The 15,401-nt window shown below is 73.3% G+C and carries 13 protein-coding genes; 3 read left to right on the top strand and 10 right to left on the bottom strand.

The genetic code is table 11. The annotated features are described in order from the left end of the window. The first annotated feature begins 48 nt into the window (after nt 1–48). The gene (locus tag EAH89_RS18665; protein WP_140885223.1) at nt 49–1,104 is read left to right on the top strand and encodes a LacI family DNA-binding transcriptional regulator; all 1,056 of its coding nucleotides are present in this window, start codon (nt 49–51) and stop codon (nt 1,102–1,104) included. A gap of 21 nt (nt 1,105–1,125) precedes the next feature. Here the strand turns inward: EAH89_RS18665 and eda are convergent, their stop codons facing one another. Genes eda through EAH89_RS18645 form a run of 4 tightly spaced genes read right to left on the bottom strand, consistent with a single transcriptional unit; the run spans nt 1,126 to nt 5,569 of the window. Continuing rightward, on the bottom strand, nt 1,126–1,767 hold the full coding sequence (gene eda, locus EAH89_RS18660; RefSeq protein ID WP_140885222.1) for a bifunctional 4-hydroxy-2-oxoglutarate aldolase/2-dehydro-3-deoxy-phosphogluconate aldolase: 642 nt from the start codon (nt 1,765–1,767) through the stop codon (nt 1,126–1,128). Then, nucleotides 1,764–2,714 carry a sugar kinase gene (locus tag EAH89_RS18655; protein ID WP_140885221.1) on the bottom strand — a complete coding sequence of 317 codons (951 nt, stop codon included), beginning with the start codon at nt 2,712–2,714 and terminating at the stop codon, nt 1,764–1,766. Before EAH89_RS18655 ends, eda begins: the two co-directional genes overlap by 4 nt. Beyond that, nucleotides 2,711–3,793, bottom strand: a complete 1,083-nt coding sequence (locus tag EAH89_RS18650) for a LacI family DNA-binding transcriptional regulator (RefSeq protein ID WP_140885220.1) — start codon at nt 3,791–3,793, stop codon at nt 2,711–2,713. The genes EAH89_RS18655 and EAH89_RS18650 overlap by 4 nt, the downstream gene beginning before the upstream one ends. 6 nt (nt 3,794–3,799) lie before the next feature. Next, on the bottom strand, nt 3,800–5,569 hold the full coding sequence (locus tag EAH89_RS18645; RefSeq protein ID WP_140885219.1) for an IlvD/Edd family dehydratase: 1,770 nt from the start codon (nt 5,567–5,569) through the stop codon (nt 3,800–3,802). A 297-nt stretch (nt 5,570–5,866) separates the two neighbouring features. On the opposite strand from EAH89_RS18645, the gene EAH89_RS18640 reads away from it, so the two are divergent. Next, on the top strand, nt 5,867–6,877 hold the full coding sequence (locus EAH89_RS18640) for a Bug family tripartite tricarboxylate transporter substrate binding protein (protein WP_140885218.1): 1,011 nt from the start codon (nt 5,867–5,869) through the stop codon (nt 6,875–6,877). On the opposite strand, the gene EAH89_RS18635 is transcribed toward EAH89_RS18640, so the two are convergent. Further along, the gene (locus tag EAH89_RS18635) at nt 6,878–8,404 is read right to left on the bottom strand and encodes an alkaline phosphatase D family protein (protein ID WP_140885217.1); all 1,527 of its coding nucleotides are present in this window, start codon (nt 8,402–8,404) and stop codon (nt 6,878–6,880) included. Nucleotides 8,405–8,424: 20 nt separating this feature from the next. After that, on the bottom strand, nt 8,425–9,741 hold the full coding sequence (locus tag EAH89_RS18630) for an NtaA/DmoA family FMN-dependent monooxygenase (RefSeq protein WP_140885216.1): 1,317 nt from the start codon (nt 9,739–9,741) through the stop codon (nt 8,425–8,427). A 198-nt stretch (nt 9,742–9,939) separates the two neighbouring features. On the opposite strand from EAH89_RS18630, the gene EAH89_RS18625 reads away from it, so the two are divergent. Then, entirely contained in the window at nt 9,940–11,001 is a 1,062-nt protein-coding gene (locus tag EAH89_RS18625) for a maleylacetate reductase (protein WP_140885215.1), read from the top strand. 220 nt (nt 11,002–11,221) lie between these two features. Here EAH89_RS18625 and EAH89_RS18620 read toward each other — a convergent pair whose 3' ends face one another. From EAH89_RS18620 to EAH89_RS18605, 4 genes are read right to left on the bottom strand one after another with little or no spacing between them, the layout of a single operon-like run. After that, a complete protein-coding gene (locus EAH89_RS18620) occupies nt 11,222–12,109 on the bottom strand; it encodes an ABC transporter permease (RefSeq protein ID WP_140885214.1) in 888 nt (295 codons plus the stop codon). Continuing rightward, the gene (locus EAH89_RS18615) at nt 12,109–13,017 is read right to left on the bottom strand and encodes an ABC transporter permease (protein WP_241667094.1); all 909 of its coding nucleotides are present in this window, start codon (nt 13,015–13,017) and stop codon (nt 12,109–12,111) included. Before EAH89_RS18615 ends, EAH89_RS18620 begins: the two co-directional genes overlap by 1 nt. A 17-nt stretch (nt 13,018–13,034) precedes the next feature. After that, the gene (locus EAH89_RS18610) at nt 13,035–14,324 is read right to left on the bottom strand and encodes an ABC transporter substrate-binding protein (RefSeq protein WP_140885213.1); all 1,290 of its coding nucleotides are present in this window, start codon (nt 14,322–14,324) and stop codon (nt 13,035–13,037) included. Next, nucleotides 14,321–15,370, bottom strand: coding sequence for an ABC transporter ATP-binding protein (locus EAH89_RS18605; RefSeq protein WP_140885212.1), 1,050 nt, complete (start codon nt 15,368–15,370; stop codon nt 14,321–14,323). The genes EAH89_RS18610 and EAH89_RS18605 overlap by 4 nt, the downstream gene beginning before the upstream one ends. Nucleotides 15,371–15,401: the final 31 nt, after the last annotated feature.

Genomic DNA, 15,401 nt, shown 5'->3' with positions numbered 1-15,401 from the left:
GATTGTAGAGGCGCTGATGCGGGGCGCGCAACTGCTATCTTGCCGCCAATGACGACTCCAACCCCCCGCTCGGTGAACCTGCGCCGCGTGGCCGACGAGGCGGGCGTGCACCCCTCGACCGCCTCCCGCGCGCTCAACCCCGCCACCCGCCACCTCGTCGCCGCCCCCGCCGCCGGCCGGGTGCAGGAGGCGGCGGCGCGGCTGGGCTACCGGCCGGACGCGGCGGCCATGTCGCTCCGCACCGGGCGCTCGCGCCTCGTAGGCGCGCTCGTGCCGGGCATCGCCAACCCGGTCTTTGCCCCGATCCTGGCCGCCGCCGCCGCCGCCCTGGCCGAGGACGGCCACGCCCTCCTCGTCGCGGACCCCGGGGACGACCCGGAGCGCGCGGCCGAGTTCGTGGCCGAGCTGGCCGCCCGGCGGGTGGACGGGCTGCTCCTGGCCACCGTCTCGCTGCGCGACGACCCCGCCCTCGCCGCCTGCCTCGCGCGCGGCCTGCCCGCCGTGCTGATCAACCGCAGCGGCGGGGAAGGGGTTCCGGCCGTCGTATCCGACGACCGCGCGGGCATGGCGCTCGCCGTGCGGCACCTGGCCGCGCTCGGCCACCGCCGCATCGCCCATGTCGGCGGCCCCGCCCCCCTCTCGACCGGCCTGCAGCGGCGGGAGGGCTTCGAGGAGGCGATGGCGGCGCTGGGGCTGCCGGTCCCGCCGGGCTGGGTCGAGGCCGCGACCGCCTATGGCCGCGCCGAGGGCGAGGCCGCGGCCTCCCTCCTCCTCGCGCGCTGCCCGGGGGTCACGGCGCTGGCCTGCGCGAACGACCTCCTGGCGCTCGGGGCCTACGACGCCTGCCGCCGCGCCGGGCTCCGCATCCCCGCGGCGATCTCCGTCACCGGCCACAACGACATGCCGCTCGTGGACATGATCGAGCCGCCGCTCACCACGGTGCGCATCCCGCACGAGGAGATGGGCCGCCGGGCCGCGCGGCTGCTGCTGGACCGCATCCACCAGGGCGCGCCGGCCGGCGCGGTCGTGCTGGCGCCCACGCTGGTGGAGCGGGGATCCTCCGGGCCGCCGCGCGCCGGGGAAGGCGACGCCGGGTCCCTTTAGCTGCGGGCGGGCAAGGGGCCCCTACCGCGGGCCGGCCCGCTCCATGGAGCGCCGGGCCCGCGCCTCAATCGCCTCCCACTCCCCCGCCGCCACCTCGGCCGCCGGGGCCAGCCAGGAGCCGCCGACCGCCACCACGTTGGGCAGGGCGAGGTAGTCGCGCATCTCCTCCTCGCTGATGCCGCCCGTGGGGCAGAAGCGCGCCTCGGGGAAGGGCGCGCCGAGCGCCTTCAGCGCGCCGATCCCGCCGAGCTGCGCGGCTGGGAAGAGCTTCACCGTCGTGAAGCCGCGCGCGGCGGCGGCCATCAGCTCCGAGGCCGTGGCGATGCCCGGCACGAAGGGGATGCCGTCCTCCGCCGCCGCGTCCAGCAGCTCGGGCGTGGCCCCCGGCGAGAAGGCGAAGGTGACGCCGAGCTGGCGCGCGAGGAGAAGGTCGCGCCGGGCCAGCACCGTGCCCAGCCCGACGACCGCACCCGGCACTTCCGCCATGATGGCCTCGGCGGCCTTGGCGCCGGCCTCGGTGCGCAGCGTCACCTCCAGCGTGGTCACCCCGCCGGCCACCAGCGCGCGGGCGAGCGGCACGGCCTGGGCGGCGTCGCGGATGGTCAGCACCGGCACGATCCGCGCCGCGCGCAGGAGGTCGGCCGTCGGGTTGGGCGTGGTCATGCGGGCTCCAGGGGGCTGGGGGGAACCAGGATGCCGGCGGGCATGGCCTCGCGCGGGATGATGGCCCCGGGATGCTGGACGACGACGCCCGCCAGGCGGTGCCCGGCCAGCGCCGCCGCCTCGGGCGAGGCGCCGCGCAGGCGGGCGGCGAGGTAGGCGGCGGCGAAGCTGTCGCCCGCGCCGGTGGTGTCCACGGGCTTCACCGGGGCGGGCGGGGGCACCGGCGTCTCGCGGCCGGCGGGGGCGACGATGCAGCCGGGCTCGGCCAGCTTGACCACCACCTCCCCGACCCCCGCCGCGCGCAGGCGCGCGATCAGCCCCTCCGGCGTCGCCGCGCCGTCGAGGAGGGTAAAGTCTTCCACCCCCGCCAGCACCGTGGTGCTGAGGCCGATCGCGCGGTCGTAGGCGGCGCGGGCCTCCGCCGCGTCCGGCCAGCCGCGGGGGCGGAAGTTGCTGTCGAAGGCGACGGCGCCGCCCCGCGCGCGCACCGCCTCCAGCACCGCGAAGAGACGCGCGCGGGCGGCGCCGCGAAAGAGGGAGAGGGTGATGCCGGAGAGATAGACGAGCCCCGCCGCCTCCAGCCCGGCCTCGACCCGCGGCGTCTCCGCCTGCTCGAAGAGCTGCCGCACCGGCGCCTGGTCGCGCCAGTAGGAGAAGCGCCGCTCGCCCTGGCTGTCGGTCTGGATGAGGTAGAGGCCGGGGAGCCGGCCGGGCAGGCGCAGCACGAGGCCGGTGCCGACCCCCTCCTCCTCCCAGGCGCGGACCATCGCCTCGCTGTGCGCGTCGTCGCCCAGCGCCGTCGCGTAGTCCACGCCGGCGCCGAGGCGGGCGAGATAGACGGCCGTGTTCAGCGTGTCGCCCCCAAAGGCGCGCGCCAGCAGCCCGTCCGGGCGCTCGCGCAGCTCGATCATGCACTCGCCGAGGCAGGCCACGCGGGGACCGCTCATGGAACCGCCTCCTCGAGGACCGCGCCCGCTTCCCGCGCGGCCCGCGCCCCGCAGGAGCCGCGCACCACCAGCCGCGCGGGCAAGATCACCCGCTCCGGCGGGCGGTCCGGATCGGCGATGCGGCGCAGCAGCAGCCGTCCCGCCTCCTCCCCCACCAGCCGCGGCAGGGTGGCGACGGTGGTCAGGCCGGGCTCGCGCAGCGCGGCCTCGGGCAGGTCGTCCACGCCCGTCACGGCCATGTCGCGCCCGGCGCGCAGGCCGCGGCGCTCGAGGCCCAGCATCACGCCGAAGGCCACGAGGTCGTTGAAGCAGACCACGGCCGTCGGCGGCCGCGGCCCGTCCAGCAGCGCACCGATCGCCTCGGCGCCGGCGTGGCGCGTGGGCGGCCCCTTCAGCAGCGGGCCCGTGTCGAGGCCGTGGCGACGCATCGCGGCCTCGAAGCCCGCGCGGCGCGCGCGGCTGACGGAGTGGCTCAGCTCTCCCCCGACATAGGCGATGCGCCGGTGGCCGAGGCCGACCAGGTGCTCCACCACCTGCTCCACCCCGAAGCGGTTGTCGGCCGCCGCGTGGTCGCCCTCCGCCTCGCCGGCGCCGGGCAGGACCTGGCGCATGGCCTGCACGCAGGGCATCCGCCACTCCTGCAGCCGGCGGATCAGCTCGGGCGCGGTGCCGGCGGCGGGGCAGAGCACCACGCCGTCCACCCCCTGCTCCCGCATGCGGCGGAGGAAGCGCTCCTGCCGGCCGAGGCACTCCTCCGTGCCCACCAGGAAGGAGACGTAGCCCGCCGCGTCCATCACCGCGTCCACGCCCAGCGCAAGCTCGGCGAAGAAGGGATTGGTCAGCTCTGTCACCAGCAGCCCGATCGTCATCGAGCGGCGGGCGCGCAGCGTCGCGGCGCCGCGGTTGTAGGTGTAGCCGAGCGCGTCCACCGCCGCCCGCACCCGCGCCCGCGTCTCCGCCGCCACCAGCGGGCTCTCCCGCAGCACGAGGGAGGCGGTGGCCCGCGACACCCCCGCCCGCGCCGCGACCTCGCGCAGCGTGAGCCGGCCCCGTCGGGCGGGAAGCGGGGGCGCGGGCATGCCGCGCTAGTGCGAGTTGCGCGGCAGGCCCGCCGTGTGCACGAGGTCCTGGTAGGCCACCGTGTCCTCCATGCAGGCCCCGGTGGAGAGCTGCCCGACGGTCCCGCGGTAGAGCGCCTGCCAGGGCGTCTGGTTGTTCAGCTTCAGCGGCGGCAGGGCCGCGCGCCGCGCCGCGATCTCGTCGTCGGAGACGAGCAGGTCCACGCGGCGCTTCGGCAGGTCCACCCGCACGCGGTCCCCGGTGTGGAGGATGGCGAGGTTGCCCCCCGCCGCCGCCTCGGGCGAGACGTTGAGGATCGAGGGGCTGGCCGAGGTGCCGCTCTGCCGCCCGTCGCCGATGCAGGCCAGCGCGTGCACGCCGCGCCGGATCAGCTCGTCCGGCGGCTGCATGTTCACCACCTCCGCCGAGCCGGGATAGCCGACCGGCCCGCAGTTGCGGATGAAGAGGATGCAGCCTTCGTCGATCTGCAGCGAGGGCTCGTTGATCCGGTGGTGATAGTCCTCCGGCCCCTCGAAGACGATCGCGCGCCCCTCGAAGGCGTCGAGGTCATCCGGGTTGGAGAGGTAGCGGGCGCGGAACTCGGGCGAGATGACGCTCGTCTTCATGACGCCGGAGTCGAAGAGGTTCCCGCTCATCACCAGCATGCCCGCCTCGGTCATCAGGGGCTCGGTGAAGGGGCGGATCACGTCGCGGTCCTGCGACTCCGCGCCAGCCATCTCCTCGGCGACGGTGCGGCCGGTGACGCTCAGCGCGCCGCCGCGCAGCAGCCCGGCGTCGAGCAGCTCGCGCATGACGGCGGGCACGCCGCCCGCGCGGTGGAAGGCCTCGCCGAGATACTGGCCGGCCGGCTGGCAGTTCACGAGCATCGGCACGTCGTGCCCCACGCGCTGCCAGTCCTCGAGCGACAGCTCCACGCCGACATGGCGCGCGATGGCGATGAGGTGCGGCGGCGCGTTGGTGGAGGCGCCGATGGCGGACGCCACGAGGATCGCGTTCTCGAAGGCCTCCTTCGTCATCACCTTCCGCGGGGTCAGGTCTTCCCGCACCATGTCGACGATGCGCAGCCCCGTGCGGTAGGCCATCTGCCCGCGCTCGCGGTAGGGCGCGGGGATGGAGGCGCAGGTCGGAATGCTCATGCCGAGCGCCTCCGCCAGCGAGTTCATCGAGAGCGCGGTGCCCATGGTGTTGCAGTGGCCGACGCTCGGCGCCGAGGCCGCGGCCATGTCCATGAACTCGCCGTAGTCGATCTCGCCGGCCGCCAGGCGCTGCCGCCCCTCCCAGATGATCGTGCCGCTGCCGGCCAGCCGCCCCTTCCAATGCCCGTCCAGCATCGGCCCGCCCGAGAGGACGATAGCCGGCATGTTCACCGTCGCCGCCGCCATGAGGCAGGCGGGCGTCGTCTTGTCGCAGCCGGTCGTCAGCACCACGCCGTCGAGCGGGTAGCCGAACAGCACCTCCACGAGGCCCAGATAGGCGAGATTGCGGTCCAGCGCGGCCGTCGGCCGCTTGCCCGTCTCCTGGATCGGGTGGACCGGGAATTCCATGGGAATGCCGCCGGCCTCGCGGATGCCGGCCTTCACGCGCTCGGCCAGCATCAGGTGGTGGCGGTTGCAGGGCGCGAGGTCGCTGCCGGTCTGGGCGATGCCGATGATGGGACGGCCGGACTGGAGCTCGGCGCGCGTGATGCCGTAGTTGAGGTAGCGCTCGAGGTAGAGCGCCGTCATGCCGGGGTCGTGGGGATCGTCGAACCATGCCTGGCTGCGCAGCTTGACCATGACGACTCCCCTTGCTTCCGCGGGCTGCTTCCTGCGCCCGCCGCCATGCTAACGGTTGGATCGATCCAGCGAAAGGCACCCACCGCCGGGAAAAGGCGCCGAGCGGCCACGCCGGCGCCGCGGCACCGTGGGCCGGTTACACGAGCAACAGGGCGCTTCCTGCAACGAGGCGCCGCGGCATGATTCCTCCGACACGAGCCTTGCCCATTGGATCGATCCAAATTACCGTTCTGCCAGGAAGTCCAGCCCCGGCTGGCAGGCGCGCGACGGCCGCGCGCGAGGGAAGGAAACCACGAGATGAGCCCTGACAACCCCGCGGCGCGCCCGCTCTCCCGCCGGCTCGCCCTTGGCGCCGGCCTGGGCCTGGGCGCGGGCCTCGCCCTTCCCATCGCCGCCCGCGCCCAGGCGCCCTGGCCCAGCCGCCCCATCACCCTCGTCGTCGGCTTCCCGCCGGGCGGGCAGACTGACTTCGCGGCCCGCATGGTGCAGCCCGGCCTGGGCACCGCGCTCGGCCAGACCGTGGTGATCGAGAACCGCGGCGGCGCCGGCGGCAACCTCGGCACCGAGGCGGTGATGCGCGCGCGGCCGGACGGCTACACGCTGCTCGCGGGCAACTCGAGCCCGATGGCGATCAACCCGCACACCTTCCCGAACATGACCATCAACCCGCTCGACATGGTGCCGATCGGGCTGTCCCTGCAGAGCTCCATGGTCCTCTGCGTGCACCCCTCGGTGCCCGCCACCAACGTCCAGGAATTCGCCGCCTGGGTGAAGGCGCAGCGCGGCGGGATCAACTACGGCACGGCCGCCGCCGGCAGCCTCTCCCACTGCGCGATGGAGCTGTTCCGCAGCCGCATCGGCAGCCCGACGATGGAGAGCGTGCCCTACCGCGGCAGTGGCCCCGCCATCCAGGACTTCATCGCGAACCGCTTCAGCGCGATGTTCGACGGCGCCTCCGTTATGGCGCCCTTCGTGAAGGCCGGGCAGCTCCGCGCCATCCTCGTCACCGGCGCCAACCGCTCCCCCGCCTTCCCGGACGTCGCGACCTCCGCCGAGCAGGGGCTGAACGACTTCACCTTCACCGCCTGGATCGGCCTCTTCGCCCCCAAGGGCACGCCCGACGACATCATCCGCAAGGTCTACGCCGCGCAGAACACGGCGCTGCAGGACGCGACGCTGCGCGAGCGCATCACCACCCAGGGCGACGAGCCCGGCAGCGGCACGACGGAGGAGTTCGCCGCCATGGTCCGCCGCGACCACGCCCTCTGGGGCGAGGTGGTGCGCGCGAACAACATCACCGCGACCTGACTATCCCGGGTGGAGGGCGGAGCGCCCGGCCTCCACCACGAAGCGCCGCTGCGTGGCGATGCCCGTGTCGCGGTCGCGGGCGTCGCCGATGACGCGCAGGTCGGTGGTCGCCGTGCCCGGCGTCAACGTCATCAGGAGGTACCCGCGCGCGCTGCCATTCGCGTAGGCGATGTGCGGGTCCGCCGCGTAGGTCTCGCGGTAGGCCCGTCCCTGGCTGGTGATGGAGGTGCCCGTGAACTCCACCGCCACCGCCGGCGCCTCCGGCCGGTCGAAGTCGGGCCGAAGCTCCGCGACGAGGTTCGCGTGGATGTCGCCGCCGATCACGAGCGGATTCGGCGCGCCGCTCGCAGCCAGCTCCTCCAGCAGCCGGGCGCGCGCGGCGGGATAGCCGTCCCACCCGTCCGTCCAGTAGGTCACGGGCGTGCGCGCCGTGCCGAGCCGCGCCATGCGGGTCTGCTGCGCGAGGATCGTCCAGCGCGCCCGCGCCTCGCGCAACCCGTCCCGCAGCCAGGATTCCTGCGCTTGCCCGAGCATGGAGCGCGAGGGGTCGTCCAGCTCCGCGCAGGCCTCGCGCGAGACGTAGCCGCCGCCCCCGCGCCCCGGGCGCTGGCAGGCCTGGTAGGCGCGGTGCTGCCGGTCGTCGAGGAGATGGAACCCCGCGAGGTCGCCGAAACCCGCGCGCCGGTAGATCCGCGCGAAGGGGCCGTCCGGGCGCGCCGAGGCCGGGAGCGGCATGTGCTCCCAGAAGGCCTTGTAGGCCGCGGCCCGGCGCGCGAGGAACGCCTCGCCCTCCTCCGCCTCGCCGCGGTCGGCCGCGTAGTCGTTGCTCACCTCGTGGTCGTCCCAGGTGACGAGCCAGGGGCAGGCGCGGTGCATCGCCTGCAGGTCGGGGTCGGTCTTGTAGAGGGCGTAGCGGTCCCGGTAGCCCGCCAGGTCCCGCGCGCCCGGCCCCTCGTGGCTGCGGACGAGGTTGCGCCCCCAGGAGGCCTCGTAGATGTAGTCCCCGAGGAAGACGACGAGGTCGGGATCCTCCGCGAGCATGTGGCGGTAGGCGGCGTAGTAGCCCTGCTCGTATTGCTGGCAGGACGCGACCGCGAGGCGCAGCCGCGCCGGCAGGGTGCCCGGCCGCGGCGCCGTGCGCGTGCGCGCCGTCTCCGTCACGGCGCCGAGGGCGGTGAAGCGGTACCAATAGGGCCGGTCCGGCTCCAGCCCGAAGACCTCGGCGTGGACGGAATGCGCGTCCTCCGCCACCGCCACCGCTCGGCCGCGGCGCACCACGTCGCGCAGCCCCTCGTCCCGCGCCACGACCCAGTCCACCGGCACGGGTGCCTCGCCCATGCCGCCGCCCTGCCAGCGCGTCGCCAGCCGCGTCCAGAGCACCACCGAGTCCGGCCTGGGCTCGCCGGAGGCCACGCTGAGGGCGAAGGGATCCTCCGCCGCCCGCGCCGGAAGATGGCCGAGCAGCGCGAGGCCGGGCGCGGCCAGGCCGGCCCGCAGCACGCCGCGGCGGGGCAGGAGGAGGGTCATGCGGCGCGCCTTGCCATCGGTCAGAACTCCAGCAGGTTCTCGCGGAAGGTCGCGTGCGCGTAGGCACGCCGCACGAGGCCCCGCGCCTGGAGGGCCGGCACGAGCCCGTCCGCCACCTCCGCCACCACGCGGCGGCTGACATCGCCCATGGAGAAGAGGAAGCCGTCGCCGCCGATCTCCTGCATCGCCTCCGCCATCTGCCCGGCCACCGCGTCCACCGTGCCGCAGAGGTCGACCGAGAGCCCCGTGCCGCTGTACTCGGTGAAGGCCTGGCGCAGCGTCTTGCCGCCCGCGCCCATCCTCTTGAGGGTGTCGAGGTTCTGCTGGTGGCCGTTGGTGCGCAGTCCCTCGTCGATCGGCTGGTCGAGGTCGAAGCCCGAGAAATCGATGTTCGTCACCTTGCTGAAATGCGCGAGCCGCTGCGCGATGCGGCGATCGGCGGCGGCGATCCGCTCCAGGCGGCGCATCTCCGCGTGCTCCGCGCTCTCGCCGATGATGGGGTTCACGAGGAACAGGACCTTGATGCTGTCAGGGTCGCGCCCCGCCGCCGCCGCAAGGGCGCGGATGTCGTCGCGGTAGGCCTTCATCGCGGCGATTCCCTTGGGATTCGCCACCACGGTCTCGCCGTGCGTCGCCGCGAAGCGCCGCCCGCGCGGTGACCCGCCGGCCTGCGCGATCACCGGCCGCCCCTGCATGCAGGGGCCGGAATTGAGCGGCCCGCGGGAGCTGTACCAACGGCCCTTGAAGTCGACGCTGTGGACCTTCTCGTGGTCCACCAGCACGCCGCTCTCCGTGTCGGCCAGGATGGCGCCCGGTTCCCAGGAATCCCACAGCGCGTTCACGCAGGCCATGTACTCGTCGGCCATGTCGTAGCGCAGGTCATGCTCGGGCAGCCCGTCCAGACCGAGGTTGCGGGCGGCCATGTCGCTGCTGCCGGTCACCATGTTCCAGCCGGCCCGCCCGGCGGAGACCTGGTCGAGCGTCGCCATGATGCGCGCGAGAAGGTAGGGGTGGTGGGTGAAGGTCGCGAGCGTCGTCGCGACGCCGATCCGCTGCGTCGCCGCGAAGAGCAGCGTGGCCACGATGGAGGGGTCCTGCCGCGGCACGGAGAGGCCGTGGCGGAGATAGATCTCGCGCGAGCCGCCATAGGCCTCCCCGACATAGGAGCTGTCCTCGACGAGGATGTAGTCGAAGCACGCGCGCTCCAGCGCGCGGGCCATGTCGGTGAAGAGGTCGGGCCGCATCCAGTCCCGCCCGATCGCGCCCGTCCACGGCTCGCCCCAGGCCTGGACGCTCGATCCCTGCAGGAACCAGCCGAGATGGAAGGGACGGGGCATGTCGGTCTCCGATCGGTGCGGCCGCCGTGGCGTCTCCCGGCCCCGGTGGTCCGCGCCGCCTCGCGGCCAGCCTTCCCCAGTCGCGGCGCCTTGGCAACGGGGCGCCCCCTCTGGCAACCCGGCCGCGGCGGCGCGATGATCCCCCGCCGCGGACGGGCCGGGAACCGGCCGGGCGAGAGCACCGGGGAGACGACGAGGATGGGACCCTTCACCTACGAGGCGCTGCCCGCGCGCGTGATCTTCGGCGCCGGCACCCTCGCCCGGCTCGGCGAGGAGGTGGAGGCCCTCGGCTGCCGGCGCGCCCTCGTGCTCTCCACCCCCGAGCAGCGCGGCATGGCCGAGGCCCTCGCGGCCCGCCTCGGCCCTCTCTCGGCGGGGGTCTTCGCGGAGGCCGCGATGCACACGCCGGTGGAGGTGACGGCGCGCGCGATGGAGGCGCTGCGCGCGACCGGCGCCGACTGCACGGTGGCGCTGGGCGGCGGCTCCACCACCGGGCTCGGCAAGGCTATCGCGCTGCGCACCGACCTGCCGCAGATCGCCATCCCCACCACCTACGCGGGCTCGGAGGCGACGCCGATCCTCGGCGAGACCGAGGGCGGGCGGAAGACGACGCAGCGCACGCTGAAGGTCCTGCCCGAGGTCATCCTCTACGACGTGGACCTCACGCTCAGCCTGCCGCCCGCGCTCTCCGCGACGTCCGGCATGAACGCCATCGCGCATTCCGTGGAGGCGCTCTACGCGCGCGACGGCAATCCCGTCACCGCGGCGCTGGCGGAGCAGGGCATCGCGGCCCTTGCCCGTGCCCTGCCGCGAATCGTGGCCGATCCCGGCGACCGCGAGGCGCGCTCGGACGCGCTCTTCGGCGCCTGGGCCTGCGGGGTCTGCCTCGGCACCGTCGGCATGTCGCTGCACCACAAGCTCTGCCACACGCTCGGCGGTTCCTTCGACCTGCCGCACGCCCAGACCCACACGGTGGTGCTGCCCCACGCCGCCGCCTTTAACGCCCCGGCCGCGCCCGAGGCGATGGCGTGCGTCGCCCGAGCGCTCGGCGCGCCGGAGGCAGCGACCGGCCTCTTCGACCTCGCCGCCTCGCTCGGCGCGCCGCTGTCCCTGCGCGAGCTCGGCATGCCCGAGGACGGGCTGGACCGCGCCGCCGACCTCGCCACCGCCAACCCCTACTGGAACCCCCGCCCGGTGGAGCGCCCCGCCATCCGCGCCCTGCTGGACGACGCCTGGCACGGGAGGCGCCCGGCGGGATGACGGCCCGCGGGGGGCGAGAAAGCAGGATGACCGAGACGGACGCGCTGGCTGTTGGCCATGGTCCTGCCGGGTTCGGCAGCGCTGGCGCTCAGCACCCCCGGTGTTCGGGTGCACGCCCGCCGGTCCCGACAGGCACGTCGCCTGGCGCGCCAGGAGGGCTGACGGAGGCGCTCGGTCGAACCCTCGGCCGCCGCGCGCCGCGGAGTAGCGCGCCGCGCCCTCAGCGCGAGGCCGCGGCCCTCCTCCGGCGCAGGATCATCACGCCGGCGAGCGCGACGCCGATCACCGCGAGCGACAGCCCCGTGGTGACCGTGCCGAGCGCGTAGATCTCGGGCGTCGTCACCGTCGTCGTCAGCCCTTGCAGCTCCAGCGGCAGGGTGTTGCGGCCGCCGATCGCCTGGCTGGTGCGCGCCACCTCATCCCAGGAAAGGGTGAAGCCGAAGAGCGCGACGCCGACGAGGGAGGGTGCGATGATCGGCAGCACGACGTGGCGCAGCGTCCGCCCGGGCGTTGCGCCGAGGTCGCGCGCCGCCTCCTCGTAGGCGGGGTTGAAGCGGTTGAAGACGGCGAAGAGGATCAGCAGCCCGAAGGGCAGCGTCCAGGTCAGGTGCGCGCCGAGCGCCGAGGTGTAGAGCCCGGCCGCGGTCTCGTAGCCCCGCAGGAAGCCCCATCCCGTGCCCTCCGCCAGCGCCTTCACGGCGTCGTCGATGATGCGGAACTCGAGGCCGATGCCGAGGCTGACCACGATCGAGGGCACGATCAGGCTTGCCACCGCGACGTAGAACAGGGCGCCCTGCCCGACGAAGCGCTTGCGGAAGGCAAGCCCGGCCGGCAGCGCCAGCAGCACCGTCAGCAGCATCACCACCGCGCCGAGCCGGAGCGAGCGCCCGAAGGCCGCCCAGATGTCCACGACGCCCACGCCCTGCCAGAGCTTGGAGAACCAGAAGGTCGAGACGCCGTTCATCGGGAAGGTGAGCCCGCCCGAGGGTCCCTGGAAGCTGAGCACGACGATCGCGAGGATTGGCCCGTAGAGGAAGAGGACGAAAAGGCTGAACAGGGCCGCGAGCCACCAGAAGGCGGGCGGGCGGCGGTCGCCGTCGCGGTTCATCACAGCTCCCGCCGGATGTCGACCAGCTTCGTCAGCGCCCAGATCATCAGCAGCACGATGCCGAGCAGCACCACCGCGTTGGCGGCGGCGACGGGGAACTGGAGGTAGCTCATCTGCACCTGGATCACCTTGCCGATGGAGGCGATCTGCTGCCCGCCCATGATGCCCACCGTCACGAAGTCGCCCATCACGATGGTCAGCACGAAGATCGAGCCGATGACGATGCCGGGCTTGCAGAGCGGGATCACCACGTTCCACAGCGTCTGCCAGCTCGAGGCCCCGGCATCGCGCGCCGCCTCGAGCAGGGACCGGTCGATCCGGGCCATGGAGTTGAAGATCGGCACCATCATGAACAGCGTGTAGAGGTGCACGAAGGCGAGCACGACCGAGAACTCCGAATAGAGCAGCCAGTCCAGCGGCGCGTCCGTCGCGCCCACACCCTGCAAAGCCTGGTTCACGAGCCCGTTCCGCCCGAGCAGCGGCACCCAGGCCACCATGCGGATGATGTTGGAGGTCCAGAACGGCACGGTGCACAGCAGGAAGAGCGCCATCTGCATGGGCACGCTGCGCACGTGGAAGGCAAGGAAGTAGGCGATGGCGAAGCCGAGCACGAGGGTCACCGCCCAGGCCATCAGCGCGAAGCGAAGGGTCGAGAGATAGGTCGCAAAGGTCACGCAGAGCGAGGGCAGCCGGTCGATGCAGCCCTCGAACATCTCGCGGTAGGCGTCGAGGTTGAGCTCGGGCGTCAGCACGTAGTCGTCGAAGCGCCAGAAGGAGACGGCGACGGTCAGCACCAGCGGCACGATGAAGAAGAGGAGGAACAGGAGGGCGAAGGGCGCCGCCTGCCAATAGGCCGCGCCCCGCCCGCGCCGCACCGGGCGCGCGTCCCCGACCTTCACCCCGGACACGCGCCCCGCCCCATCCATCACGCCGCGATGAACTCGTTCCACTTGCGGATGAGATAGGTGTTCTCGTCCATTACCGCGTTCCAGCAGGCCACGCGCCCCATCCGCTCCTCGTAGGAGCCGCCGTCGCGCACCGTGCCGGCCTTCTCGAGCAGCGAGCCGTCCGGCGCCTTGATGTCCTGCGCGGCCGGCTTGCCCTCCATCCAGTAGGCCCACTCGTAGGGCTCCATGTTGGCCTGGGCCGTCTCCAGCACCGCGGAGTAGTATCCCTGGCGGTTCAGGAAGGCGCCCGCCCAGCCCGAGAGGAACCAGTTGATGAATTCGTAGGCACCGTCGAGCTTGCGGCCCTCCAGCGTGCGCGGCATGCCGAAGCCGGTCGCCCAGGCGCGGTAGCCCTCCTTGAGGGGCTGGTAGATGCACTGGACGCCCTGACTGCGCACCTTCGTCACGGCCGGGGACCACATGGACTGGATGACCGTCTCGCCGGAGGCCATCAGGTTCACGCTCTCGTTGAAGTCGGACCAGAAGGCGCGGAACTGGCCGGCCTTCTTCGCCTCCGTCAGCATTGCCATGGTGCGGTCGATCTCGGCCCGCGTCATGTTGCCCTTGTCCGGGTACTTATACTGCCCGGTCGCCTCCATCACCATCGCCGCGTCCATGATGCCGATGGAGGGGATGTTGAGGATCGAGGCCTTGCCCTTGAACTGCGGGTTCAGCAGCTCCGCCCAGCTCTCGATCGGCCGGCCGATCAGGTCAGGGCGGATGCCCAGCGTGTCCGCGTTGTAGGTGGTGGGGATGAGCGACATCCACTCGGTGGGGGAGGTCGCGAACTCCTTGCTGTTGCGGCCCGTCAGGAACTGCACCTTCTTCGGCGCGGTGCCCTGGTCGCCGAGGGTCTTGCCGCCGGCGGTGACGCCGCGGGTAAAGACCGGCGTGATCTTGTCGAACAGCTTGATCCGCCGCGCCTCGATCCCCTGCAGGTTGCCCGAGGGGGCAACGCGCTTGGTGGAGAAGTACTCCATGTCCAGCAGATCGAAGGTGTTGGGCTGCGTCACCGCCCGACGGATCACGTCGTCGGTCGTGACCGGGATGTACTCGATGGTGATGCCCAGGTCCTGCTTCGCCTTCGTGGCGATCTCGGCGCTCTGGTTCACGGCGGTGCCGAGGTAGCGCAGCACCACCGGCTCCTGCGCGTGAACGGCGGGGGCGGCCAGACGCGTCGCCGCGCCGGCCAGGCCCAGGCCCGCCGTCGCGCGCAGCATGCCGCGCCGGCCGATTGGCCCCTGACCGGGCCGCTTGATGTCGTTCATGGGGTCAGTTCCTCCAGGGCCGGCGCGTCGGCCGGCGGTTGCGCGTCGCGCAGGGGATGGGCATCGCCCGCCTCCCAGCGCGCGGTCACGGTGTCGCCCACCGCGAAGGGCCGGGCGGCGAAGGCGTCGTCCGGCATCACGGCGAAGAGTTCCGCGGTGCTGGGCACAGCGTCGAGCGCGCGCAGGCGGAGCTGCACGAAGGAGCCCTGGTACTCCACCGTCTCCACCCGCGCGCCGAGGGAGAGCGGCGTGGCCGGCCCGGCGCCGTGGAGGAGCCGCATCCGGTCCACCCGCACGGCCGCGAGCCCGCCGGGCGTGGCGATGACGTTGTGCCCGCCGATGAAGCGGGCGACGAAGGCGGTGTCGGGGCGGGAGAAGACCTCGCGCGGCGTTCCCGCCTGCTCGATGCGCCCGTGGTTCATCACCACGACCAGGTCGGAGAGCGCCATCGCCTCCTCCTGGCTGTGCGTGACATGGATGAAGGTGATGCCGAGCTCCGCCTGCAGCCGCTTCAGCTCCGCCCGCACCTGGATCCGCAGGAAGGGGTCGAGCGCGCTCAGCGGCTCGTCCAGCAGCAGGACCGAGGGCTCGGTGACCAGCGCGCGGGCCAGCGCCACCCGCTGCTGCTGCCCGCCAGAGAGCTGCGCGGGCAGGCGGTGCGCGAAGCCCTCCATCCGCACGAGCGCGAGCATCTCCCGCGCCTTCCGCTGGCGCGTGGCCTTGTCCACGCCGCGCATCCGGGGGCCGAAGGCGACGTTGTCGAGGCAGTTGAGGTGCGGGAACAGCGCGTAGGACTGGAACATCATGGCCGTGCCGCGGGCCGCCGGCGGCAGGTGGCCGACCTCGCGCGGGCCGATCAGCAGGCTGCCGTCGCTGGCCGTCTCGTGCCCCGCGATCATGCGCAGCGTGGTCGTCTTGCCGCAGCCGGAAGGCCCGAGAAGGCAGCAATAGGCGCCGCCCGGGATCTTCAGGTCGACCGCGTCCACCGCCACGGCCGTGCCGTAGCGCTTGCTGACCGACATGAGTTCGACGCTGGCGCCGTGCATCCCCACCCGCATTCCCCTGGCCGACCGGCCC

It is taken from the genome of Muricoccus nepalensis (genome assembly GCF_006438825.1).
Taxonomy (GTDB): domain Bacteria; phylum Pseudomonadota; class Alphaproteobacteria; order Acetobacterales; family Acetobacteraceae; genus Roseomonas; species Roseomonas nepalensis.
The sequence above is the reverse complement of the archived record's forward strand: the minus strand, read 5'-3'. Positions and strand labels throughout refer to the sequence as shown.

Coding starts and splice junctions, on each gene's coding strand:
- EAH89_RS18665 (WP_140885223.1), top strand. CDS start 49: ATGACGACTCCAACCCCCCGCTCGGTGAACCTGCGCCGCGTGGCCGAC.
- eda (WP_140885222.1), bottom strand. CDS start 1,767: ATGACCACGCCCAACCCGACGGCCGACCTCCTGCGCGCGGCGCGGATC.
- EAH89_RS18655 (WP_140885221.1), bottom strand. CDS start 2,714: ATGAGCGGTCCCCGCGTGGCCTGCCTCGGCGAGTGCATGATCGAGCTG.
- EAH89_RS18650 (WP_140885220.1), bottom strand. CDS start 3,793: ATGCCCGCGCCCCCGCTTCCCGCCCGACGGGGCCGGCTCACGCTGCGC.
- EAH89_RS18645 (WP_140885219.1), bottom strand. CDS start 5,569: ATGGTCAAGCTGCGCAGCCAGGCATGGTTCGACGATCCCCACGACCCC.
- EAH89_RS18640 (WP_140885218.1), top strand. CDS start 5,867: ATGAGCCCTGACAACCCCGCGGCGCGCCCGCTCTCCCGCCGGCTCGCC.
- EAH89_RS18635 (WP_140885217.1), bottom strand. CDS start 8,404: ATGACCCTCCTCCTGCCCCGCCGCGGCGTGCTGCGGGCCGGCCTGGCC.
- EAH89_RS18630 (WP_140885216.1), bottom strand. CDS start 9,741: ATGCCCCGTCCCTTCCATCTCGGCTGGTTCCTGCAGGGATCGAGCGTC.
- EAH89_RS18625 (WP_140885215.1), top strand. CDS start 9,940: ATGGGACCCTTCACCTACGAGGCGCTGCCCGCGCGCGTGATCTTCGGC.
- EAH89_RS18620 (WP_140885214.1), bottom strand. CDS start 12,109: ATGAACCGCGACGGCGACCGCCGCCCGCCCGCCTTCTGGTGGCTCGCG.
- EAH89_RS18610 (WP_140885213.1), bottom strand. CDS start 14,324: ATGAACGACATCAAGCGGCCCGGTCAGGGGCCAATCGGCCGGCGCGGC.
- EAH89_RS18605 (WP_140885212.1), bottom strand. CDS start 15,370: ATGCACGGCGCCAGCGTCGAACTCATGTCGGTCAGCAAGCGCTACGGC.